This window comes from uncultured Lutibacter sp. (genome assembly GCF_937891065.1).
Lineage (GTDB): Bacteria > Bacteroidota > Bacteroidia > Flavobacteriales > Flavobacteriaceae > Lutibacter.
The window spans coordinates 25,790-50,628 of the sequence record NZ_CALAEQ010000008.1 but is presented as its reverse complement, the minus strand read 5'-3'; the positions used below and the strand labels follow the sequence as shown (position 1 = coordinate 50,628).

Annotated in this window: 20 protein-coding genes, 2 tRNA genes and 1 pseudogene; 10 read left to right on the top strand and 13 right to left on the bottom strand. The window is 29.7% G+C overall.

Annotation, left to right across the window (positions count from 1 at the left end; genetic code table 11):
* From Q0352_RS01000 to Q0352_RS00975, 6 genes and pseudogenes are all read left to right on the top strand, one after another.
* Positions 1 to 438, top strand: a pseudogene (locus tag Q0352_RS01000) (phosphoribosylamine--glycine ligase); the annotation flags it as partial.
* Between the two features lie 10 nt (positions 439 to 448).
* Positions 449 to 907, top strand: a complete 459-nt coding sequence (locus Q0352_RS00995; protein WP_299522185.1) for a GNAT family N-acetyltransferase — start codon at positions 449 to 451, stop codon at positions 905 to 907.
* A 276-nt stretch (positions 908 to 1,183) separates the two neighbouring features.
* A complete protein-coding gene (locus Q0352_RS00990; protein ID WP_299522182.1) occupies positions 1,184 to 1,384 on the top strand; it encodes a dodecin family protein in 201 nt (66 codons plus the stop codon).
* 258 nt (positions 1,385 to 1,642) lie between these two features.
* The gene (locus Q0352_RS00985; RefSeq protein ID WP_299522179.1) at positions 1,643 to 3,688 is read left to right on the top strand and encodes a thioredoxin domain-containing protein; all 2,046 of its coding nucleotides are present in this window, start codon (positions 1,643 to 1,645) and stop codon (positions 3,686 to 3,688) included.
* A gap of 2 nt (positions 3,689 to 3,690) precedes the next feature.
* Positions 3,691 to 4,053: a DUF1304 domain-containing protein gene (locus Q0352_RS00980; protein ID WP_299522176.1), complete on the top strand. Its 363-nt coding sequence runs from the start codon at positions 3,691 to 3,693 to the stop codon at positions 4,051 to 4,053.
* A 6-nt stretch (positions 4,054 to 4,059) separates the two neighbouring features.
* Positions 4,060 to 4,866, top strand: a complete 807-nt coding sequence (locus Q0352_RS00975) for a mechanosensitive ion channel domain-containing protein (RefSeq protein WP_299522173.1) — start codon at positions 4,060 to 4,062, stop codon at positions 4,864 to 4,866.
* Positions 4,867 to 4,868: 2 nt separating this feature from the next.
* Here Q0352_RS00975 and tsaB read toward each other — a convergent pair whose 3' ends face one another.
* From tsaB to cyoE, 10 genes are all read right to left on the bottom strand, one after another.
* Positions 4,869 to 5,540: a tRNA (adenosine(37)-N6)-threonylcarbamoyltransferase complex dimerization subunit type 1 TsaB gene (gene tsaB / locus Q0352_RS00970; protein WP_299522170.1), complete on the bottom strand. Its 672-nt coding sequence runs from the start codon at positions 5,538 to 5,540 to the stop codon at positions 4,869 to 4,871.
* Positions 5,541 to 5,640: 100 nt separating this feature from the next.
* Entirely contained in the window at positions 5,641 to 6,969 is a 1,329-nt protein-coding gene (locus Q0352_RS00965) for a TolC family protein (RefSeq protein WP_299522167.1), read from the bottom strand.
* 89 nt (positions 6,970 to 7,058) lie between these two features.
* Entirely contained in the window at positions 7,059 to 7,268 is a 210-nt protein-coding gene (locus tag Q0352_RS00960) for a hypothetical protein (RefSeq protein WP_299522164.1), read from the bottom strand.
* Between the two features lie 2 nt (positions 7,269 to 7,270).
* Complete coding sequence (locus Q0352_RS00955) at positions 7,271 to 7,786, bottom strand: DUF420 domain-containing protein (protein ID WP_299522161.1); 516 nt, start codon at positions 7,784 to 7,786, stop codon at positions 7,271 to 7,273.
* Positions 7,786 to 8,415, bottom strand: coding sequence for an SCO family protein (locus Q0352_RS00950; RefSeq protein ID WP_299522190.1), 630 nt, complete (start codon positions 8,413 to 8,415; stop codon positions 7,786 to 7,788). The genes Q0352_RS00955 and Q0352_RS00950 overlap by 1 nt, the downstream gene beginning before the upstream one ends.
* Before the next feature lie 2 nt (positions 8,416 to 8,417).
* Positions 8,418 to 9,065: a hypothetical protein gene (locus tag Q0352_RS00945; protein WP_299522159.1), complete on the bottom strand. Its 648-nt coding sequence runs from the start codon at positions 9,063 to 9,065 to the stop codon at positions 8,418 to 8,420.
* A gap of 59 nt (positions 9,066 to 9,124) precedes the next feature.
* Positions 9,125 to 9,478 (bottom strand): cytochrome C oxidase subunit IV family protein, encoded by a 354-nt coding sequence (locus Q0352_RS00940; RefSeq protein ID WP_299522156.1) that lies wholly within the window; start codon positions 9,476 to 9,478, stop codon positions 9,125 to 9,127.
* A 19-nt stretch (positions 9,479 to 9,497) separates the two neighbouring features.
* A complete protein-coding gene (locus Q0352_RS00935; RefSeq protein WP_299522153.1) occupies positions 9,498 to 10,478 on the bottom strand; it encodes a cytochrome c oxidase subunit 3 in 981 nt (326 codons plus the stop codon).
* 54 nt (positions 10,479 to 10,532) lie between these two features.
* Positions 10,533 to 11,114, bottom strand: coding sequence for a cytochrome c oxidase subunit 3 (locus Q0352_RS00930; protein WP_299522150.1), 582 nt, complete (start codon positions 11,112 to 11,114; stop codon positions 10,533 to 10,535).
* The gene (gene cyoE, locus Q0352_RS00925) at positions 11,115 to 12,020 is read right to left on the bottom strand and encodes a heme o synthase (RefSeq protein WP_299522147.1); all 906 of its coding nucleotides are present in this window, start codon (positions 12,018 to 12,020) and stop codon (positions 11,115 to 11,117) included.
* Between the two features lie 178 nt (positions 12,021 to 12,198).
* Here cyoE and Q0352_RS00920 point away from each other — a divergent pair.
* Both Q0352_RS00920 and Q0352_RS00915 read left to right on the top strand, forming a co-directional pair.
* Positions 12,199 to 12,270 (top strand) — tRNA-Gly (locus Q0352_RS00920).
* 20 nt (positions 12,271 to 12,290) lie between these two features.
* Positions 12,291 to 12,376 (top strand) — tRNA-Leu (locus Q0352_RS00915).
* A 485-nt stretch (positions 12,377 to 12,861) separates the two neighbouring features.
* Here the strand turns inward: Q0352_RS00915 and Q0352_RS00910 are convergent.
* From Q0352_RS00910 to Q0352_RS00900, 3 genes are all read right to left on the bottom strand, one after another.
* Complete coding sequence (locus Q0352_RS00910; RefSeq protein WP_299522144.1) at positions 12,862 to 14,409, bottom strand: RagB/SusD family nutrient uptake outer membrane protein; 1,548 nt, start codon at positions 14,407 to 14,409, stop codon at positions 12,862 to 12,864.
* A 17-nt stretch (positions 14,410 to 14,426) separates the two neighbouring features.
* Positions 14,427 to 17,534: a TonB-dependent receptor gene (locus Q0352_RS00905; RefSeq protein WP_299522141.1), complete on the bottom strand. Its 3,108-nt coding sequence runs from the start codon at positions 17,532 to 17,534 to the stop codon at positions 14,427 to 14,429.
* 300 nt (positions 17,535 to 17,834) lie between these two features.
* A complete protein-coding gene (locus Q0352_RS00900) occupies positions 17,835 to 19,529 on the bottom strand; it encodes a transcriptional regulator (RefSeq protein WP_299522138.1) in 1,695 nt (564 codons plus the stop codon).
* A 229-nt stretch (positions 19,530 to 19,758) separates the two neighbouring features.
* Here Q0352_RS00900 and Q0352_RS00895 point away from each other — a divergent pair, with 229 nt between their 5' ends.
* Together Q0352_RS00895 and Q0352_RS00890 are read left to right on the top strand one after the other, a co-directional pair.
* Positions 19,759 to 21,762: a trehalase family glycosidase gene (locus Q0352_RS00895; RefSeq protein WP_299522135.1), complete on the top strand. Its 2,004-nt coding sequence runs from the start codon at positions 19,759 to 19,761 to the stop codon at positions 21,760 to 21,762.
* Positions 21,763 to 21,766: 4 nt separating this feature from the next.
* Positions 21,767 to 24,793, top strand: coding sequence for an aminotransferase class III-fold pyridoxal phosphate-dependent enzyme (locus Q0352_RS00890; protein WP_299522132.1), 3,027 nt, complete (start codon positions 21,767 to 21,769; stop codon positions 24,791 to 24,793).
* The last annotated feature ends 46 nt before the right edge of the window (positions 24,794 to 24,839 follow it).

The window sequence follows — 24,839 nt, the reverse complement described above, 5'->3', positions numbered from 1 at the left end:
CAAATATTTATTCAAAGAGCTGGCATAAATGAACCCATTGGTAATATGCTTTATAAAATAGCCAACGGCCAAAAGTTTACAATTAATGTAAAAAAAGGATTTCAAGTAGGTGTTTTTATTGTTGTTCCTCCATTTCCTTATGAAGATAAAAAAAGTTTTAATTTGTTTTCTAAAGATTCAGTAGTAATTTTTAAAAAGGATTTAAAAGAAGGAATACACCCAATGCATTTAAAGAAAATAAATGATGAATGGCTTATTACAGGAAATACGGGTATTGCATTATTAGTAACTGGCACAGGAATTACAATGAAAGATGCTCAAAAAATGATGTATAACCGCGTAAATACTATTATTGTAAATAACAGTTATTATAGAACTGATATTGGTGATAGATGGTTTGACGAATCAGACAAGCTAATGTCTTGGGGTTTAATCTAAATTAAAAAAAATGGCTTTAGACTTTATTAATTTAAACAAATCTCCAAAACAGTTTTTTGATATATTACCTACAGATTGGCAAGATATTATTGTTTCTGAATGGGATGCTTATAAAAAAACCGCAACAATTTATGTTTTAAAAGATAAAAATGAGATAGTTGCTGGTGGTATTGTGTTTTTAAACAGTCACCCTGAAATGACAGATTTTGAACAGTCATTTCAATACTTATTTTCAGAAGGTTATTTATACATTGGTTATCTATGGGTAATTCCTCAAAAAAGGAATCAACAATTAGCTTCAAAATGGTTGGATAAACTTAAAGAAGAAAATAAAAATCAAAAATATTGGCTCACTATTGAAGAAGAATCTCTTAGCTATTTTTATAAAAAAAATGGTTTTAAACTATTAAAAGAAAGTACTAATTCAGCTTCTAAAGAATGGTTACTCACCTATAGTCCAATAAAATAACCTTAGTTTAGTAAATTTAAAGTTTGTTAAAACACTCTCTAAGTAATTGTCTAAATTAGTCCAATTTTAACTGACGATTTACTTTGTAAAGTTTACATAAGCTATAATACTAAAAATAGCTTTTTTGCTAAATAGTATACTCAAATTTAAAATTTTTAATTACTATGTGCACTATGTGCCAAGAATTAAAAAATTATGTAAATGTTGCAAATGAGATTTATGCTACATAAATTAATATTTTGTATATTTAAAACTATTAACTAAAAAACAAAAATTATGGCAATTATGAAAGTTATTGAAGTAATGGCAAGCTCAGACAAAAGTTGGGAAGATGCTACTAGAAAAGCTGTTGCACATGCAGGAAAAAGTATAAACCACATTAAATCAGCCTTCGTACAATCACAAAGTGTTGTTGTTAATAACAGCAATGTTGAAGAGTTTAGAGTAAATCTAAAAATTACATTTGAAGTGAAATAATCTCTTTTTATATTATTTTAAAAAGACTGTCTAAAAAGTGAAATTTTCGTTAACCTGAATTTAATTCATATTATCATATTGATTTAATATTTACATGATAAGATTCTGGAATAAATTCAAAAATGACAGTTTTTATAACTTCTTAGACGGTCTTTTTAATTACATATTTGAATTAAATTTCAACTAATAATGTATAAATTACCATTATTACTTTTACTTATTCTTTTAACTAATTGTACAAGTCAAACTAATAAAAAAATGTCAGAACATACATACACCAACAGTTTAATTAACGAAACTAGCCCTTACCTTTTACAACATGCTCACAATCCTGTTGATTGGTATGCTTGGAATAAAGAAACACTTGACCTTGCCAAAAAAGAAAACAAACTATTACTTATTTCAATTGGGTATTCGTCTTGCCATTGGTGTCACGTAATGGAACATGAATGCTTTGAAGATGAAGAAGTTGCAGCTGTTATGAATCAAAATTTCATTAATATTAAGGTAGATAGAGAAGAACGTCCAGATATTGACCAAGTATATATGAATGCCATTCAATTAATAACTGGTAGAGGTGGTTGGCCTTTAAATTGCATTGCACTACCCGACGGAAGACCAATTTGGGGTGGTACTTATTTTCCAAAAGAAAATTGGATAAATGCTTTAAATCAACTTTCAAAATTATATACTGAAACACCTCAAAAAGCAATTGATTATGCCGAAAAACTAACGGAAGGAATTAATAATTCTGATTTAATTCCAAAAAACAACAATGAAATAGATTTTAAAGTAGCAGATTTAAACTTAACAGTAGATGAGTGGAAACAATCTATGGATTTTAATTTAGGAGGAAGAAAAGGCGCACCTAAATTTCCAATGCCTAACAACTACCAATTTTTGTTGCGTTACGCAATGCAGGCTGAAGATACTGACATACTTAACTATGTAAATACATCACTTAGCAATATGGCTTTTGGTGGTATTTACGATCAAATAGGTGGTGGGTTTTCTCGTTATTCGGTTGATGAAAAATGGCACGTACCACATTTCGAAAAAATGTTATATGATAACGGGCAATTAGTAAGTTTATACGCTGAAGCTTATCAGGCAACAAAAAATGAGTTGTATAAAAATACGGTATACCAAACGCTTCAGTTTATTGAAAGAGAATTAACGACCAATGAAGGTGCTTTCTATTCATCATTAGATGCAGACAGTATCAATGAAAAAGGAAAATTAGAAGAAGGCGCTTATTATGTTTGGACAAAAGAGGAAATAAAATCTATTTTGGGAACTGATTTTGATTTATTTTCTGACTACTACAATATCAATCATTATGGTTTTTGGGAACATGACAACTACGTGTTAATTAGAAAGGATAATAAACTTGAAATTACCCAGAACCACTCAATCTCAAATTCTGAATTAGAAGAAAAAGTTATTCATTGGCATAAAATATTATTAAAAGAACGAAATAAAAAAGAAAAACCACGATTAGATGACAAATCCTTAACTTCTTGGAATGCATTGATGCTGAAAGGATATATAAACGCGTATACTGTTTTTAATGAACAACATTTTTTAGATGTTGCCATTAAAAACGCAACATTTATCTATACCAAACAACTTCAAGAAAACGGAAATTTGAATCATAATTATAAAAATGGAAAAAGTACTATTAATGGGTATTTGGAAGATTATGCTACTGTAATTGATGCCTTTATAGCTTTATATGAAGCCACTTTTAATGAAGTATGGTTAAACACAGCCAAACAATTAACCGACTATACTTTTGATCATTTTTATGATACTGACAGATCACTATTTTATTTTACTTCAAACGAAGATCCTAATTTAATTACACGTAAAATGGAAATTGAAGACAATGTAATACCTGCTTCAAATTCTATAATGGCAAGAAATTTATTTAAATTAAGCCATTATTATTCCAATAGTTATTATTTAAAAGTAAGCAAACAAATGCTTCATAATGTAAAAGAAAGAACACAAAAATATGCGTCAGGGCATTCAAATTGGTTACAACTTATGTCTGATTTTTCAGGAGATTATTATCAAATAGCCATAGCAGGTGAAAATGCTTTTGAGAAACTTAATGAAATAAATAAAAGTTATATTCCAAATAAACTAATTGCCGGAAGTACAAAAAAAAGTAATTTGTCTTTAATGGAAGGTCGCTTTAATGAAAGTGAAACTCTCATTTATATTTGTGTAGATGGGGCTTGTAAAATTCCTGTAAGCGATACTAAAAAAGCATTAAATAAATTAAAAATAAAATTTTAACTATGAAATTATTACAAGTGTTTTTTGTTTGCTTAGTTGCCTTTGAGCACATTTATTTTATGATTTTAGAAATGTTTTATTGGGATAAACCAAGAGGTTTAAAAGCTTTTGGTTTAAAACTTGAAGATGCGAAAATTTCTAAAACACTGGCTAAAAATCAAGGTTTGTATAATGGTTTTTTAGCTGCAGGACTTATTTGGGCTATTATAGATATGGACAATTTTAATAACATTGCTCTTTTCTTTTTAATTTGTGTAACTGTAGCTGGGGTGTACGGTTGGTATACTACAAAAAAAATTAAAATATTTTTTATTCAATCTATTCCTTCAATTATAGGAATAGTCCTAATTTTACTTAAAAATTAAAAAATCATGGATTATCAAAAGTACTTAGATTTAACAACAAACTTTATTGACAGAAATGCAACTAATGTTATAGGCGCAATATTAATACTAATAATTGGGTTCTGGCTTTCTAAAAAAATTGTAAAAATCACTCAAAAATTAATGGCTAAAAGAGGGTTTGATGAAACCCTACAAAAATTTTTAGGAGATTTATTTGGTTGGGGATTAAAAGTATTGATTTTTATTACTGCCATTTCTCAAGTTGGTATTGAAACAACTTCTTTCATTGCTATTTTAGGAGCTGCAGGTTTAGCAGTTGGTTTAGCTCTACAAGGTGCTTTGGCAAATTTTGCGGGCGGTGCTTTAATTATGATTTTTAAACCTTTTAAAGTAGGTGATCTAATAGAAGCTCAAGGTGAAATAGGTGTTGTAAAAGAAATTCAAATATTTGTAACTAAATTAATTTCCCCAGGTAATAAATTAGTAATAGTGCCTAATGGAATTTTATCTAACGGAAATATTAAAAATTATACAGAAGAAGGAAAATTACGTGTAGATCTAACATTTGGAGTTGGTTATAGTGAAGACATCAAAAAAACAAAAGAAGTTTTAATGAATGTTATGCTTAAAAATTCAAAAGTTTTAAAAGATCCTGCACCAACAGTAAATGTTTCAGAATTAGCTGATAGTTCAGTGAATTTCGCTGTGAGACCTTGGGCAACTCCAGCTGATTATTGGGATGTTTATTTTAGTGTAATTGAAGAAGGAAAATACGCATTAGATAAAGCTGGTATTGAAATACCTTATCCACACCAAGTTAACGTTACAAAATAGATTTACTTCTTAGATTTTATAGCTACAAAATCTTTTAAATAAAAAGGTTCAAAATAAGCGACATCTTCGATGCCGTTTTTTTTGAGCTTTTCAAAAGAAAGTTTTGACATTTCATTTGCTGAAGGTAATTTATCATCAATAAATGTTGCGTTTTTATGTGTAATAATTCCTTTACATTTTTCGACACCATCACCAACAAAATAAACTTTTTGAATATTTAAGTACTCTTTAAAAGAGTCTTCCGTAATTATTTCAGCTTTCACTTCTCTAAGAGATTCATTTTTTGAATTAAAAACACTACTATAAACTTCCATTCTTCTCGCATCTAACAAAGGAATAACAACACCTTCAGAAATTGAAATTGATAATGCTAATATTTGTAACGTATTTATCGAAATTAATGGAATCTCTAAGGCAAAACACAAGCCTTTTGCAGCCGAAACTCCAATTCTTAAACCCGTATAAGATCCAGGCCCTTTACTAACTGCTACCGCCTTTAATTCTGATAATTCAATACCAACTTCATCAGTAACTTGTTTAATAAATTCGTGTAATTTTTCAGCATGAGAATATTCTCCACTATTTAGTTCTTTTAAAACAATAGTTTTACCTTCTTTCGAAATACTTACCGAGCAGTTTTTTGTTGCAGTTTCTATGTTTAAAATGTACCCCAATATTCAATTTTTAAATGGCAAAGATACTTAATTCAATAAGTATAAAACAAAATATCCAACGTAAAACGCTGGATATTTAATTAACTATTTTATGAAATTATTAATCAAGCAAAATAGGCTCTCCATAGTAAAATCTCAAAACTTTGGTTTTAAATACAAAATCGTATTTTGCTCTTATTATTGCTCCTTCTGCATTTACAAAGCGATTACGAACTTGGTCAAAATCAAACTGTGTCATTGCTCCTAAATTGTAACTTTCTTGTGCATTTTTAAAAGCCTCATTTTGTGCAATCAACGATTTTTCTGCTGATTCATATGTTTTTGCCGCTGCTTTTGCGTCATAAAACGCTTTTTGAATTGTTTGTTGTAATTGTAATTTTTCATTCTCTAATCCAAACTTTGAAATCTCATAATTAATTATTTGTCTATTCACATTAGACTTCGTTTGGTTTCTATTAAAAATAGGAATATTAACATTGAAACTTATACCATAACCTAAATTATCATCTAATTGTGAAAAGTAAGGTATGTGAGAATTATTTTTAAGATTAAAACCATAACCTGTACCTACATTTGCCCCTAAAGATATTGAAGGCAAAAATGATGCTTTTGCAATTTCAACTGATAAATCTGCTGATTCTATATCTAATTCAGCTCTTTTAATCTCTGGTCTGTTTACTAATGCTTTATTATAAACTTCATTAGGGTCTTTATACATTAATATAGTTGAAGGAGAATCTATTTCTATAACCTCCACATCAAAGCCAACTGGATCAACTTGCAATAATTGAGATAAATCTAACAACGCTAAATTTAATGTGTTTTCATATGAAATTACAGCTTGTTCATCAGCAGCAGCAGTAGATTGTGCGTTTAACAAATCACCTTTTGGTTTCACTCCAGCATCAAACTTTGCTTTTGCATTTTCAATTTGTTTTTTACTAATTTCAAATTGAACATTTGCAACATTTAAATTTTCTTTAGCAAACAATACATTCAAATACGTATTTACAACATATAATGAAATATCATCTTGAATTTTTTCTAAATCTAATTTACTTCCTTCAACGCCTAGTTGAGCTTGCTTATAAGTGTTTAAATTTCTATACCCATTGAAAACTGTTATTCCTGAATTAATTCCAAAAGAACCACCAAAAGTACTTGTTGAAACTCTATCTTGAGAAACAGGGTCGAAACCAGATCCGAAATTTAAATTTCCACCAGTTGAAGCATTCAAATTTGGTAAAAAGTTCCCTTTAGAGCTAATTACATTCTCTTGACTTATTTCAACATTTAACTTATTTTGCTTAATTGTAATATTATTATCTAAAGCGTGATATACACATTCTTGAAGTGTCCATTTTTTTTCTTGTGCATTTATAGTTATAAAAAATACAAATGCTAAAATTGTAACAATTTTTGTTCTCATTATATAGAATTGAGTTTATAGTTAAGCTGATATTGTTATATGACGACTAAAATTATTATTTGTTACACTCTTAGTCTCTTATAGAAATGTTAAATTTTCTTCTTTCTTCTACTTTTAATAATAAAATAAAATAAAGTACCCACTAAAAGGTAAGGAAAAATCATTAAATAAAGTATCCCTGTGTTTAAGCCTTCAGCTTGTGAAATATCACCACTTTCAACAACGGCTTTACACATGGCGCATTGTGCATTTAAAAAATGTGTACTAAATATTAATATAAAAACTACTAATTTTTTCATTATTAATAATATGGTGAAATCATTAAATAAACTACCACCCCACTAATAGCAACATATAACCATAATGGAAAAGTGAATTTTGCAATTTTTTTATGTAGTTCAATATTATTGGTAATAGCCCTAACATATGTTATCAATACGAAAGGAATGACTGCAATAGACAATATAATATGTGAAATTAAAATGATAAAGTACACTATTCTTAAATTTCCTTCTCCTCCAAATTTTGTGGAATTTGAAGTCATATGATAGGCAACATATAATACTAAAAACACTACTGAAAATATAATGGCTGTTTTCATTAAATTTTCGTGCAATTTTACTTTTTTGTTTTTTATAGCCCAAAATGAAGCTATCAAAACTATTGAAGTTAATGCATTGATGCTTGCATATATTGGCGGTAAAAAAACAGGTAGTTCGGCATCAATTTTTACACCAAATAAAATTGCCACTACTAACGGAATTGTTATTGATAAAATAACAATCCATTTATTATATTTTTTGGTTTCTTTAGTCATTATTCTTTCAAAAGTATTGCAATATCTTCTTTAATCATTTCCACGCCAATTGGATCTAAACCATCATAAAAAGCAATTGGATTTCCAAATTCATCTAACCTTGAACGTATATTTCCTTCTTTATCAATTAAAGCAAACATTCCTGAATGTTCAAACCCGCCTTCTGCATCGCTGTTTTCACCTGCAAAAAGTGTAAAACCAGTATTTGCTAACTCATAAATTACCTCTTGCTCTCCAGTTAAAAAGTTCCAATTTTTTAATGTAGCTCCGTGATCTTTTGCATATTGTTTTAAAATTTCAGGAGTATCATGTTTTGGGTTAATACTAAAAGAAACAATTCCAAAATCTTGATAGGCATAAAATTGATTTTGAATGGTAATCATACTTTCAGTCATTCTCGGACAAATAGTTGGGCAGGTTGTGAAGAAAAATTCTACTACATACACTTTATTATCATAAAACGAATTTGAAATTAATTCACCATCTTGATTCGTAAATTCGAATGAAGGAACTTTTGCAACGGTAATTAATTCTGGTGTTTTTAATGTATTTACAATTTTAGGAATCGCATAAATTCCGAAGATTAAAATGATAAAGGCAACACCTATATATGAATATTTTTTCATGATAATTATATTTCTCTTTTTCTTCTTTTTTGCTTCTCTGCAGATTTTTTTAATTGATAATAAATAACATCAATATCATCTTTCATTTTATTTTTTAACGTAGAAACAGACTTCATATTATAACCGTACAATTTTCCACCTTTAGTATCTTCATCATCTTTTCTACCTCGCAATCGCAATTCCATATCAATAATAAATGCATTTTCTGAATATAAATTATTATTCAGTTGGAATGGAGTGTCAAAACTATTAAAAAGTGATTGAATGCTTTCTGAATTTGCATATACAAAATGCCAGTTTTTAATATCTGTAAATACTGAAAGTTCTTCAATTACCGCTTCATATTCATTTTTATTTTCTTTAGGAAGTAAGGCTATCATTTGAAAAAATGGCTTTTCATAATAACGCTTATATACCGTTTGATTTAAATTAAATAAACTTGCTTTTGCTTCTTTTATATCACTTCCTAAAAAACAAACAACAGTCAATTTATTGGCAAAAGAACTTTTTTCGTCCGAAGTAAATTGTTTTACATCAACTACTTTTTCAGTGAGTATTGGCAAATTTGAATATTTGTAAATTCCTTTTGATAAAAATATATAAAATACCAATGGTAAAATAAATAAGCTAAAAAGTATCCAAAATTTCTTCATATTGATTGTAAAAAAAAGGTGGTTAAAAAACCACCTTCCTCCTTTATAATTTTAAAGTTTTAGTAGTTCCATTTTGTTAATGGCCCTAAAACATCGTTAATATAACTTCCTTCAATTAATAATAATGCTGCTAAATAACAAATTAAGAAAAAGGCTGTCCAAACAACAGCTCTTCTTAAATTCTTCTTTTCATCGGCCATATGCATAAAAAACCAAGTAATGTAATATGCTTTTACCAATGTTAAAACTAAGAAAATGATATTTAATAAACTTGTTCCTAAAAAATTAGTTAAATGAAGAAATTCTGGCTTTATAATTCCTAAAATAACTTCAACTAATGTTATTGCTGAAAGTATTCCAAATACTTTCCAAATTAATTTTGTGTGCGATGTATGTTCTTGTGCGTGTGCCATTTTTATTTCTTTTTTTGAATTAAACTAAGTAGAAGAATGTGAATACAAATACCCAAACTAAATCTACAAAGTGCCAGTACAATCCAACTTTTTCAACCATCTCGTAATGTCCTCTACGCTCATAAGTTCCAATAATAACATTAAAAAATACGATAACATTTATAATAACTCCAGATAATACGTGAAAACCGTGAAATCCTGTAATAAAGAAAAAGAAATCTGCAAATAAAGTTTTACCGTATTCGTTTACTTGTAAGTTAGCACCAGTAACAACTGCCTTGCTTTCATTTAAATAAGCCATGGCATTTTCACGTGGAATGATTATTTTTTCTTTTAATTCTGGATTTACTTGTTCAGTTCTAATTGTAATTTCAGGATGTGCTTTAAAACCTTCTATTACTTCATTTAAAGTTATTGCTGGTAAAGCTGCTTCTTCAACAAACCACAATCCTTTACTTTTTATATGTTGGGTTCTTTCTGTTTGAGAAGGTTTAGCAAAACTTTCTAACGTGATTTGTTCGCCAGAAGCATTTACAAATTGAATAATTTTACCGTCATTTAATTGAACTGCACCATAAGAACCTCCTATAAAGTTTTTCCATTCCCAAGCTTGTGAACCTAAGAATATAGCACCACCAATAATGGTTAGAAACATATAAAAGGTAACTTTTGTTTTATTCATTTGATGACCTGCATCAACAGCTAATACCATTGTTACTGATGAAAATATTAAAATAAAGGTCATTAAAGCTACATAATACATTGGCGCATGTACACCGTGTAAAAATGGAAAGTGGGTAAAAACTTCATCAGCAATTGGCCAAGAGTCAATAAATTTAAAACGCATTAAACCGTAAGCGCCCAAAAAACCTGAAAATGTAAGTGCATCCGATAAAATGAAAAACCACATCATCATTTTGCCGTAGCTTGCACCTAAAGGTTTATTGGCTCCTCCATCCCAATTATCTCTATTAGCGTTAGTAGCAATAGTTGATTCCATATAAAGTTTGTTTTGATTTTTAGTTATAGTTGCGCCAAATATATGTAATTTTTATTACCTAATAAAATAGAAAAATAAAAACAGGTAAATCCATAATATATCAACAAAATGCCAAAAAATTGCACCTAACTCTAATCCTAAAAAATTTGTTGAAGTATATTTTTTAGTTAGATGGTTATAAAACACTACAAGAAGTACTATGATTCCTGCAGCTATATGCACTAAATGTGCTAATGTGATTCCGTAAATAAAAGATGATTTTACCGTGCTTTTTTCACCTGCAAAAAACAACCCTGAATTAATTAATTCTTTAAATCCTTCAAACTGAAAAAACACAAAACCAGCACCCAAAACTAAAGTTGTAATTAAAAATACGGTTGTAAGTTGTCTATTATCCTTTTTAATAAAAAATTTGGCTAATAAAAAAGTTATACTACTTAGTACTATTAAAATTGTGCTAATATAAAATGCTGGTGGTAAATCAAACGAAACCCAATCATAACGTTTCCTGCTTACTACATATGCACTTGTTAAACCAGCAAACATCATGGTCATACTAATCATTGAAACCCAAAGCATTGGTTTAGCCGATTTCCTTTTGGCTTGTTTGTATTCTTGTTCTAATGTGTTTTCCATTTAATGTAAAAATTTATCGACAACGTAAATTACTTGTATTAGGGTTATATATAAAACACTTGACAGCATTAATTGTCTTGCTTCCTTATTGGTTTGGTTTTTATATAGTTTCACCGCATAAAATAACATTGTGCTTCCTAAAAAAACCAAAATAACCGCTGTTATTGGGTAAATATAAAAACTTCCTGTTAATTTTAATACAGGAATTACTGAAACTATTATTAAACAAACTGTATATATGATAATTTGAATTACAGCTTTCTTATTTTTTTGTCCCATCGGCATTAAATTAAAACCTGCTTTTTTATATTCATCATATTGTAACCAAGCAATTGCCCAAAAATGAGGAAATTGCCAAAAAAACTGAATTAAAAATAACATTCCAGGTTCTATAGAAAAATCATCTGTAGCGGCCACCCAACCTAGCATAAATGGAATTGCACCAGGAATTGCACCTACAAAAACGGATAATGGAGTAACTGATTTTAAAGGTGTATAAATACTTGTATATAAAAAAATAGATATAGCACCAAATAAAGCACTCTTAGGATTGATGCTATATAAAATTGCCAAACCAACAATTGTAAAAGAAACTGCAATAACCAACGCCATTGAAACATGCATTCTACCTGCTGGCAATGGTCTATTCATTGTTCGTTTCATTAATGCATCGGTGTCTTTTTCAATAATTTGATTGAAAGCATTTGATGCTCCAACCATTAAATAACCACCAATTGCTAACATAAATAGTATTGATAGTTGAATTTTATCAACAGCCAATAAATACCCCGCTAATGAAGAAAATACTACACTTAAAGATAAACCAACTTTTGTTAGTTGCTTAAAGTCACTAAATATTGCTGAAAAATTCACCTTTATACGACTAGAATTTGAAGTTATTTGCATTAAATTTGATTAAAATCACTGCAAATATATTTTATTATTAGAGAATTACAACCTTATAGCTAGTTGATTAAATAAATATTTAAAATAAACTTAAAAAAGTCTTTGCAATTAGTTTAATTATTTTAAATTTGCACTCGCATTTAGATTATCAAATGTAAGTTCTTAAGAAAATATGACTGCGAAAGTAGCTCAGGGGTAGAGCATCACCTTGCCAAGGTGGGGGTCGCGGGTTCAAATCCCGTCTTTCGCTCTACAACATAAAATACCAATGCAGGAGTGGTGGAATTGGTAGACACGCTGGACTTAAAATCCAGTGAGCTGTAAGGCTCGTGCGGGTTCAAGTCCCGCCTCTTGTACTAAAAACCTTGTTAATCGTTTGATTTTCAAGGTTTTTTTCGTTTTTAGAAGCATTTTGTTCAAGTCTAATATACGCTTGGGTGTAATTTGGAGAAGTCGACGTAAAGTATTTGACACAACACTATAAAACAGTTCTAATATTACAGTGTTTTAGGTTCAACAAAATCTAGCATTCTTGAAACAATAGTCTCTTTCTTTCAAATAAGAAGCATTATTATTAATTGCCACATCAACTGCTTTACCATTTGAAAACCCTTCCAAAACTTTTAAAGCTTTTTCTTTCGTTCGACTTACTATCGTAACTGAATATTATTATCAAGTAAATAGTGAACAATTGGTTTTACCACCATTCCAGTTCCTAAAATCAATACTTTTTTCATGTTTAAATTTCTCAAAATATTTGCTGATTCATAAAAAGACTGTCTTTTCAGACAGCCTTTTTAAAATAAACTCAAATAATTACTTTAGATTTATAATGTTTTTCTTAATCAATTTTAGAGTTTGCTTGTATTTCCGATAATGGAACTGGAAGATATGAATGTTCAGTACTATTAAATCCGCTTCTACCAGCAGCCTGCATAGCCTGATCTAACATACCCCATCTTCTTAAGTCAAAAAATCGAGTAGATTCCAATGTTAATTCCATAGTTCTTTCATGAATTATTTGTGTTTTCACAGCTGATTGAGAACTTACAGTTAAATCAGGCATTAAACCATGGGTATTTCTAACTTCATTTATTAAATCTATTGCCTTTGGTGTATTTCCAGTTTCATTTAACGATTCAGCATACATTAATAACACATCAGCATAGCGCATTAATACTACGTTTACTCCAACATATCCATTATTCCAAACATAATTCGGCAGCCATTTTCTAAAGTACACATGATTGTCATGCGTATCTCCATAAGTATCATTCATTAATACATCCCAGGTCCCTCCTTGCATTTGGCTAGTATTGGTATCGTTATAAAAAGAGTCTCTAAAATAAAGGGAACCATACAATCTATTATCATACAAGCCATTGGTAGCAATCATTCCTTCTTTTTTCATTTCATTTACAGCAGCCATAGAAGCTTCAATACCTCCCCATCCTCCAACAGACCAATCTCCTACAAAGAAATGAAGTGCGGTAGCATTCCATGAAGTTGCATCACCACTTTTAAATTGTAATTCAAAAATAGATTCGGTATTATTTTCATTTTCACCATTAAAAAGACTTAAAAATTCAGGTTCTAAATCATAATTTCCAATGCCGTCGTCTACAATTTGTTTAAATGCATTTGACGCATTTTCAAAATCATTGCTTTCAGAAGATGAAATATCTCCCGCTTTGTATAAATAAGCCTTTCCTAAAAAAGCCAACGCAGCACCTTTATTTGCTCTACCCAAATTATTAGCACTATTAGTTGGTGGAAGCATTTCTGCAGCAGTTTTAAAATCATTAATTATTGCAGTCCAAGATTCTGGTCTATCTGCTAACTCTTTGTCCAACGTTTCTTGAGAAATGATATCAGTTCTCAAAATAATTTGTTCAAAAAGTGTTAATAATTTAAAATGGTAATAAGCTCTTAAAAAAGTGGCTTCGCCAATAATTTGATTTTTTTCTGCATCTGATATTTGTTCACTGGTCATAGCGCCAACTTTTGAAATAACCTGATTTGCAAAATTTAACCCTTTATAATTAGTACTCCATAAAACATCTACAAAAGTATGTCCGTTTGTATAAGTGAAATTAAAAATTGACATCCAGTGCCCATAGTTTGTAGCATCTGGCCCCGGTAATGCATAATCTGATCTAAAGTATTCAACCACACCCCTTCCTTCTTGCCAACCGTCCCAAAAATTACTTCTTGATTCTAATTCAGCATAGGCAGCTGTTAATCCAGATTTTGCATCTTCAGCATTTCTCCAAAAGCTTTCTGAAGTTAATTGATCAGGTGATGATTGCTCTAAAAATTCATCATCATTACAAGATATTAATGTTAGCATACTAAATGCCACCATACATATTTTATTTATATATTTCATTTCCTAAATTTTTAAAGTTAAAATTGAAGTTGTACCCCAAGAATGAATGATTTGTATTTTGGATAAAGGCTTCTATCAATACCTCTTGATAAAATACTTCCTCCTACTTCAGGGTCTAAACCACTGTAATTTGTAAAAGTAACTAGGTTTTGTCCTGTTAAATAAACTCTACATTTTGACATTTGAAGATTTTCAAGTACTTTTTCATTGAAACTGTACCCTAACTGTATTGTTTTAATACGGAAATAACCACCATCTTCTAAAAATCGTGTAGATGCTCTTGCGTTTTGATTTGGATCTCCAAGAACTGCTCTTGGCATATCGGTATTGGTATTTGTAGGAGTCCAGGCATTTAATGTTTCTGTTCTAAAATTTCTACCACTATCCATTCCTAACATTTCAAAATCATTTCCATTGTAAATTTTATTTCCACCTACTCCTTGAAAAAATATATTTAAATCAAATCCTTTATAATCTGAATTAAAACTTAAACTATATTCATACTTTGGTATTGCGGTTCCTTGATAGGTAGCATCATCACTATTAATAACTCCATCATTATTTTGATCAACAAATCGGATATCTCCTGGAGAAGCTTCTGGTTGGATTAATTCACCGTTTAAACTATGCGTATCAATTTCAGCCTGATTTTGAAAAATTCCATTTGCTGTTGGTAAAAAGAAAGCTCCTGGTTCATGTCCAATTTTGGTCTGATTTACAAAATGGTCTGAACCATATTTTAACCCTACACCATACAATACTTGATCTTCACTACTTAATTTAGTAACTTCACTATTGATGGTTGTAAAAGTTGTAAAAGCGCTATAATGAAACTCATTATCATTATTTTTATAACCAAGTTCAAATTCAAACCCTTTATTTTCAAATGCTCCTACATTTACAACCGGACTGTTAATCCCTGCCGATGGAGAAACAACTTTTGTTATTAATAAATCTTCAGTACTACTTTTATAATAATTGATAGCTCCTTTTAATTTAAGGTCTAATGCAGCAAAATCAAGACCATAGTTTGAAGATGTGTTTGTTTCCCATTGTAAATCATCATTCTGTAAATCTCTTGCAATACTTCCTAATGAAGACGTTTGAGGATTTCCGAATACATAACCTCCATCATTCTGACTTTTTCCCTGACTAATTAAGGCAACATAATCATAGTATCCCAAAGCACTATCATTTCCTGCTTGTCCCCAACTCATTCTTAATTTTAAGAAATCAAAAATGGTTTGGTCTTTCATGAAATTTTCATCCGTTATTTTCCATCCTAAGGCAAATGAAGGAAATACTCCATACCTGTTATTTTTACCAAATTTAGAGCTGCCGTCTCTACGAACACTTGCTTGAAATAAATATTTATCATCATAAGAATAGTTTATTCTTCCAAAGTAAGAAAGCAAACTATACTCAGCATTTGTACCACTGGCAGAATAGGTTCCATCAGTAAAAGCATTTAGTGTATTAAAACTATCATCTAAAATAATGGCATCAACTTTATTTCCATCATCATCTAATTTATACCCTTCACCTTGCGCATAAGTTTCTTTAAAAGGTTCAGATATTTTTTGATATCCCACTAAAACATCAAATGAATTTTTACTTAATTCAAATTTATAATTTGCAGTATACTCTTGATTTAATCTTCTGAACTCACTATGATATTCTGACACAAAAGCGTATTGATTACTTTCTTCTTGTACATCTCTAACCTGAAAAGGGGTATGAAAATTATAGGTGTAATTCGCCAAATTTGACATGGAAAAATTTGCATTCACATTTAATCCTTCAATTATTTCATATCCAAATGTTACATTTCCTAAAAAATATTTCAAATTTGTATTTCCCTGAAGAAAAGCATTATCCCCTACTGGATTACGATGATCAGGTATATCACCATCTCTAAACCCAAACCCATATTCTTTAGTGTTATCATACACTGGAATTAATGGAGAAATGTGATATGTTTCTCTTAATGAGAACTTGTAGGCCTCTTTATCTGTTTCTGTATAATTTAAATTGGCATTAATTTTTAATTTACCTTTTTTAATACCCAAATTAGCACTAATCCCTTTTTTTGAAAAGTCAGATCCAATTAGTAATCCCACTTCGTCAGCAAAATTTCCTGAAACACTATAATTTACATTATCTGTTGCTCCACTTACTCTTACATTTAACAATGATAACTGCCCACTTCTATGTGTTTCATCAATCCAATCTGTATTTATAGCAGGTGCATTTTGCACATATTGAGGCAAAGCATTGCCTGCATTTTCAAACATTTGACCATGAACTTTTACGTAACCTTCAGCATCTAACAATTCCATTTCATTTCTAGAAGTATTGCTACTAAAAGATGATTCAATATCAATAATTGGTTTTCCTAGTTTTCCTGTTTTGGTAGTAATAATAACAACACCATTAGCCGCTCTTGTACCATAAATTGCACCAGAAGCAGCATCTTTTAAAACTTCTATAGATGCAATGTTGTTTGAATCCATAAAAGAAGGATCGGCTTGCACCCCATCAACAATATATAAAGGTTGGTTGTTTCCAAAACTCCCAATTCCTCTAATCATAATATCAGAAGTAGAACCTGGGCTACCTGAAGATGAAGTTACATTAACCCCAGAAACTCTACCTTGCAACGCGCTCATTGGATCTGCAGTTACAACCTGTGTTAATTCACTTGCTTTTACTTGCCCTATTGCGCCAGTTACATCACTCTTTTTCTGAGTTCCATAACCAATAACAACAACTTCGTCCAAACTATTGCTATCCTCTTGCATCACAACATTTACAAACTCTTTATCACCAACTAAAATTTCTTGAGTAACAAAACCCATAAAACTAAAAACAAGCGTTGATTCGGTATTTAGTAAAGTCATGGAAAAATTTCCATCAAAATCAGTTTGAGCACCTATAGTTTGATCCTCTTTGATAGTAATTGAAGTTCCAGGTAAAGGAATCCCATTTGCATCAGTAACAGTTCCATTTATTACAATGCTTTGAGAAAAAGAACTGGAAGTAAACGCAAACGATGCAAACATAAAAAGCAATAAAAACAGACCGTTAAACGACTGGTTTTGATTTTTTGATTGTTTTTTTTTCATATTAGAATAGTTAATTGTTAGATTAACTCATAACCTTAAATTAGACATGAGTTTTGTATTGTCAAATATTGTTTTTTTTTCGAGTAAAACCTTAAAAACAACCTTTACTTGACCTTTACATCATGTGTAAACATCTTTAAATGAGGGTATTTAATATGAAATGTATGTAAGTGAGAAATTAAAAAAATAATGTGATTTTAGTTAGAGGAAAGAAATAATATTATTAATTAGAAGGTAATAAATGAATGGCGTAGGCTTCTGTTTATGGTAAGGTTAAATGTGTACAAGATTTTGAAAAACTTAAATACTTTCTAGAAAACTAACCAGGTTCTCTTTTTTATCCAAATTCAGTTTTTTCCTCAATCGATGCCTGCCAATTTCTACAGAATTTAATGAAATGTTATTAATATTTGCAATTTCTTTAGAACTAAGCTTAAGCTTAACTTGTACAGCTAGTTGCATATCCTTATTCGTTAAGTGAGGGTATTTTTCTTTAATTCGAAATAAAAAATCGCTTTGTAAAGTTTCAACATTTGTATGGAATCTTTGTATATCTTCATTAAAATCAAGCTTAAAAGTATACTCTTTTATAAGTGTATTAATATCTTTTTTTAATTGATTTATATCCGTAAAATTTAAGCTTTTAAAAGATTTTGTTAAATCCCCATATATAGATGTTCTTTGAGATATAAATAATGCTAAATTTGTTAGCTCTTTCAGACGAAATTCTAATTTGTGCTCAAGATTTTCTTGTAAAAGTGATTGTGTTTTTAACTTTTCCTTTGACAACCTATCGCTTTGTTGATAAATAGCTTTTTTCTTTTTTATATTGTTCCAAAGTGAAGCTATTATAAGAATTCCTATAATCGCTAATAATATGGAACCAATTAGTAACGATTTCTTTTTTTGTGCTTCTAGGTTTCTTTGTTGCTCTAATAATTTAATTTCAGATTTTTTTCGTTCAGCTTCGTAAAGAATCCTCATTTCAGCTAATTTTTCACTTTTATTACTTGAAAAAATATCTGACTTCCCTAGATCATACATTTTATATTTAGAAAGTGCTTCTTTGTAATCTCCGATTGCTAAATAATAATCAGACATAATTCTATCATTTTCAACTAACCACTCTTTATTATCCATTAACCCCTCCATAATCAATCTGGATTCTTTTAATAGTAAATAACATTTATCATAATCTCTAAGCTTCAAATTTACTATTGAAAGCTCAATTAGAATTTCAACCTTGTTATGATCATCCTTAATTTGATTTGTAATTTCTAAAGAAGATTCTAAAAATGTCTTAGCAGAATCAAGTTCATTAATTTTGCGATAACAAACCCCCATGTTTTTCATGGTTTCGGCAATTCTATCTTTATTTTTAAACTCTTTTTTTAGTTCTAAAGATTTCTTAAAAAAAGATAATGCCAAATTACAGTCTCCTTTATGTTCATGAATTAACCCTATACTGTTATAGCTATAAGCAATTCGCTGTTTATCGCCAATTTTTTCGTGAAGCTTTAAAGTTTCTGTATGGTATTCAAGAGCTTTTTCAAAATACCCAATGTCGTAATATAACCATCCAAGCGTACGCAGCGTAAAGGCTAAATCATAATCATTCTCAATGTTTTTTCTGATTTCTAACGATTGCAACCCAAATTGTAAAGCTTTATTATAAAAATCATTAAATAAATAGCCTTGACAAAGATTAATAAGTGCTAATCCTTCTTGACTTTTATTATTGAATTTTTGCGATAACTGTAAGGCTTCATCTGCATATTCTATAGTTTTATTGGGGTTAATTGACCAATAAATTTCTGCAACTCTGTTTAATAAAGGTATTTTATCTTTACCTTTTGAGTATGGTAAAATGGTTAACAAACTATCCAGTTCTATTCGAGAATCACTCGGATTTTCATCCCAAATATTAGTTTGAGAATGTACAGTAAAACCTATAAATATGAGTATAAAAAAAATAAGTTTAATCAATTTTTTCATTAGCTAAAATTTATAAATTATAAAGAAAATCGCTTATTAAAATAAGTATTTTCACCAGTTATATTAATTCACAAATATAGATATTATTAACTGACGTGCTTTTATAAAAAATATAATGTAAGGTCAAGTAAAGGTCATTTTTAAATTATCAAAGAAAAATAATCGAAATTTGTTGAAATCTGATTTAAGATAGAAATGATAATTTAAAACAAATCCTAAAATTAAAAAAATGAATTTAAACAAAGTAGTTAAACATATAGTTGTTTTAATTTTGGTATTAAATTTTAGTTGTAATAACACTAAAGAGCCAGTAAAAATTGATAAGAAATTTGTTTTTCTTAACCAGAGTGAAAATATTCTTAATTATAAAATTACCCCAAAAACAGCTTTTGATAAAAGCGGTTTAATGTTTTCTGATCAAGGAGCATGGTTTGGGTATAGTTTGCCAGATACAATTTCAAGTTATGGAGGTTTTTCAGGGCCTTTTTTAATGACCCAACAAAATGGAGTTTGGAGTAGTTGTTCTCTTGTTCAACTTCATATAAAAAATAATGTATGGAATACAATTGAAACTAAAAGCTATAATAGTCATTTAGAGCAAGTTTTAAAAAGTGATCATTTAGAATTAAAGCAACAACTTATTTTTAGTTCTGGTCATACCGCAATTTTCAAATCAACTATTACAAATCTTAATAAAGAAGAAATTGCTATTTCCATGCATTGGAAAAATCAACCAATATTAGCTGATGGAATAAAATTAGCATCAAACAAAAATGAAGTTACAATTATCTCAACTAAGTCAAATGCGATAGGACATCTTTTATTTCCAACAGGAACTTCCATAAAAAATACTGATAGCACCTATAGTACAGAGCCTGAAAGCATAACCTTAAAACCCAATCAATCAAAAGAAATAATATTTTCACAAACATTTATTTTTCCTGAATATTCTTGGGAAAAAGAAAAAGAAGCGCTTGTTACTATTTCATTTGATTCTGTTTTGAACATTCGAAAAAACGAAAAAGAAGGACAAATTTCAGCATTAACAAACAATTTAAAACCTGAATTTAAAGATACCATTTATGAGAATGTTTTAGCAAAAGCACAATTAACCCTGCAAAATAACTGGCGTATTGCAGCTGGTGAATTAAAACACGAAGGTTTATTTCCAAGCTATCATTATAGATGGTTTCACGGTTTTTGGTCATGGGATTCTTGGAAACATGCAGCTGGATTGTCCTATTATAATACTGATTTAGCAAAAAATCAAATGAGAGCTTTGTTTGATTTTCAAAATGAAGATGGTTTTATTGTTGATTGTGTTTATAGAGATACCACTATTGAGGCTCACAATTTTCGTGACACAAAACCACCATTATCTGCTTGGGCTGTGGCAAAAATCTATAAAAAAGATAAGGATATCGAATTTGTAAAAGAGTTGTATCCAAAATTAAAAAAATATCATGAGTGGTGGTACAACAAACGTGACCATGATAAAGATGGATTGTGTGAATATGGCTCAACTGATGGAACTTTAGTTGCTGCAAAATGGGAAAGTGGTATGGACAATGCTATTCGTTTTGATGATTCTAAAATTTTAAGAAATGAAGATGGAGCTTATTCTTTAGATCAAGAAAGCGTAGATTTAAATGCTTATTTATATGCTGAAAAATTATACTTAGCAAAATTAGCTGAATCTTTGAATTTAATAGATGATGTTGAAATTTATAAAAAAGAAGCTGCAATATTAAAATCTAGCATTCAACAGCAATTTTTTGATGAAGAAGATGGTTGGTTTTACGACACCAATTTAAAAGGAAATAAGTTTATTAAAGGAGAAGGAAGTGAAGGTTGGACTGCACTTTGGGCAAATGCAGCAACACAAGAACAAGCCGAAGCCGTAAAAATAATAATGATGAATTCTGAAAAATTTTACACAAAAATTCCATTCCAAACTATGAGTGCTGATCATCCAAAATTTGACCCGTTAAATGGGTATTGGAGAGGTCCAAATTGGTTAGATCAAGCTTATTTTGGAGTAAAAGGTTTACGGAATTATGGTTTTAATAAGGAAGCCGATAGAGCTACAATACAAATATTAAAGGGAGCTGAAGGTGTTTTAGGAAAAGGAAAGTCAATCCGTGAAAACTATCATCCATTAACTGGGGAAGGCTTAAATGCACAAAATTTTAGTTGGAGTGCTGCGCATATCATCATGCTTTTAACAAATTAATAAAATGAATTACGCCAATCTAAAAATAACATCTGAACAAGCTGAAAATATTCTTTTCACACTTTTTAAGATTAAAGGAAATGCATCAGAACTTCCAGGAGAAGTTGATTTTAATTTTAGAATTAAAGTTGAAAATGAAGAGGGTTTTATTCTAAAAATATCAAGACCAAATGAAGATTTAAAATACCTTGATTTTTATCAAAAAATGCTACAATATGTCGAAAAAAATGGTGCTTTAATTACTCCTCAAGTAATAAAAGATGATAAAGGAAATTTAATATCGGAAATTACAGATGAGTTTGGCAACATTAGAAAAGTACGATTACTAACATGGATTTCAGGAAGAATTTGGGACAATGTAAACCCAAAACTAAATAGTCTTCATTATAGCTTAGGAGAACAATGTGGCTTATTAACTAAAGCTTTACAAGGATTTGAACATCCTGCCGCTAAAAGAGAATTTGCTTGGGATATTGCTCAATCCTTGTGGACAAAAAAACATTTAAATTTATTTAAAGGTGAAGAAAAAGAAATTATTATTTACTTTCAAAATAAATTTGAAGCTAGTCAAAATACTTATATAAAACTTAGAAAATCTGTAGTTCATAATGACGCCAACAATCATAATATTATTGTTTCATCTAATTTAATAAACCCTACAGTAAAAGCAGTTATTGATTATGGCGATGCTATACATACTCAAATTATTAATGATGTTGCAGTTGCTTGTGCTTATGCAATTATGGAGCATAACAACCCTTTAGCTGCTGCTTTGCCAATTGTGAAAGGTTATCACAGTTCTATTCCTTTAAAAGAAAATGAATTAGAACATTTATTTACCGCCGTTGCAATGCGTTTAATAATTTCAGTAACAAATTCTGCTATCAATAAAATTGAAGAACCTGATAATCACTATTTATTAATAAGTGAAAAACCTGCTTGGGAAGTTTTAAAAAAATGGAGAAACATTGCTGCTGATTTTGCCCTTTATAATTTCAGACAAGCTTGTGGTTTTACACCGCATCCAAAACAAGCAACATTTGAAAAATGGGCTTCAGAAAATGAATTTCAACTAACAGATTTATTTCCAACTATTCAAAAAAATAAAATTCAACTACTAGATTTAAGTGTATCAAGCACATGGATTGGTCATCAAGAAGAATTCAACGATTTAGATTTATTTGAATATAAAATCAACAAATTACAAACTCAAAATTCGTCAAAAACAATTGCAGGAGGCTATTTAGAGCCTCGTCCACTTTATACTTCTACTGATTTTGATACCATTGGAAATAACGGAAGAGAAAGCCGAACCATTCATTTAGGAGTTGATTTTTGGTTACCTGCTCAAACACCAATTCACGCATTATTTGATGGCGAAGTGGTGGTTTCTTATAATAATGCAGGGAATAAGTTATACGGCGGACTTATAATTTTAAAACACAGCATTAAAAATTTTGAGTTTTATACGTTGTACGGACATTTAAGTATTGAAAGTGTTATCAAGAAAAAAGTTGGAGACTCAATAAAAAAAGACAGTTGTATTGGTTATTTAGGAAATAGGAAAGAAAACGGTAATTGGGTGCCTCATTTACATTTTCAAGTATTGCTTTCGATTTTAAATTTTAAAAATGATTTTCCTGGAGTTGCTAATTTTAATGAAATTGAAGTTTGGAAAAGTATTTGTCCAAACCCTAATTTATTTTTTAAAACAACAGGACTTCAAGCTAAAAAAATAACTTCAAATGTTGAATTAATTAATTTCAGAAAACAACATTTAGGCAAAAGTTTAAGTCTGCAATATAAAACACCCATTAAAATGGTTCGTGGAGCTGGAGCGTATTTAATGGATGCAAATGGCACTAAATATTTAGATACAGTAAATAACGTAGCACATGTGGGTCATGAACATTTTTCAGTAGTAAAAGCAGGTCAGCAGCAAATGGCTTTGATAAACACAAATTCGCGCTATTTACACGAAAACATAAATGATCTTACCTTCGAATTGTTAAAAACACTGCCGCCTGAATTAAATGTATTACATTTTGTAAATTCTGGTAGTGAAGCCAATGAATTGGCCATTAGAATGGCAAAAGCTGCAACAGGAGAAAAAGATATAATTGCTTCAGAAGTTGGGTATCATGGAAACACGAATGTGTGTATTGATATAAGCTCCTATAAATTTGATGGAAAAGGTGGAAATGGAGCGCCAGAGCATACTCATATTTTTTCATTACCCGATAGTTTTAGAGGGAAATATACTGGAAGCAACACTGGAAAATTATATGCACATGAAGTTAAAAAATGTATTGAACAAGTTCAATATAAAGGTAGAAATGTTTGCGCTTTTATTATTGAACCAATAATTAGTTGCGGTGGACAAATTGAATTACCAGATGAGTTTCTATCGGAATCTTATAAATTAATTAGAAAAGCTGGAGGTGTTTGTATTTCAGATGAAGTTCAAACAGGTTGTGGAAGAATGGGGAAAACATTTTGGGGTTTTCAATTACATAATGTAGTTCCAGATATTGTAACTATTGGGAAACCATTAGGAAACGGACATCCAATTGCTGCGGTTGCCTGTACTCAAGAAATTGCCGATAAATTTGCAAACGGAATGGAATATTTCAATACGTTTGGCGGAAATCCAGTTTCATGTGCTATTGCAACAGAAGTACTAAAAACTGTAAAACGAGAAAAACTCCAGGAAAACGGATTAAAAGTTGGTGAATTTTTAAAAAATGAATTAAAAAAACTTGCTAAAGATTTTCCAATTATAGGAGATGTTCGTGGGCAAGGATTATTTATTGGAATTGAATTAGTAGACGCTAATAAAAATCCGTTAGAGGCACAAACAACATACGTGGCAGATCGAATAAAGGATTACGGCATTTTAATGAGTATTGATGGACCAGACCACAATGTTTTAAAAATTAAACCACCGTTAGTTTTTTCGAAAGAAAACGCTAAAGAATTGATATTCTACTTACAAAAAATATTCACAGAAGATTTCATGCAATTATTTTAATTAAAGAATTATGTACAGAACAGTATTTATAATATTTCTAACCATT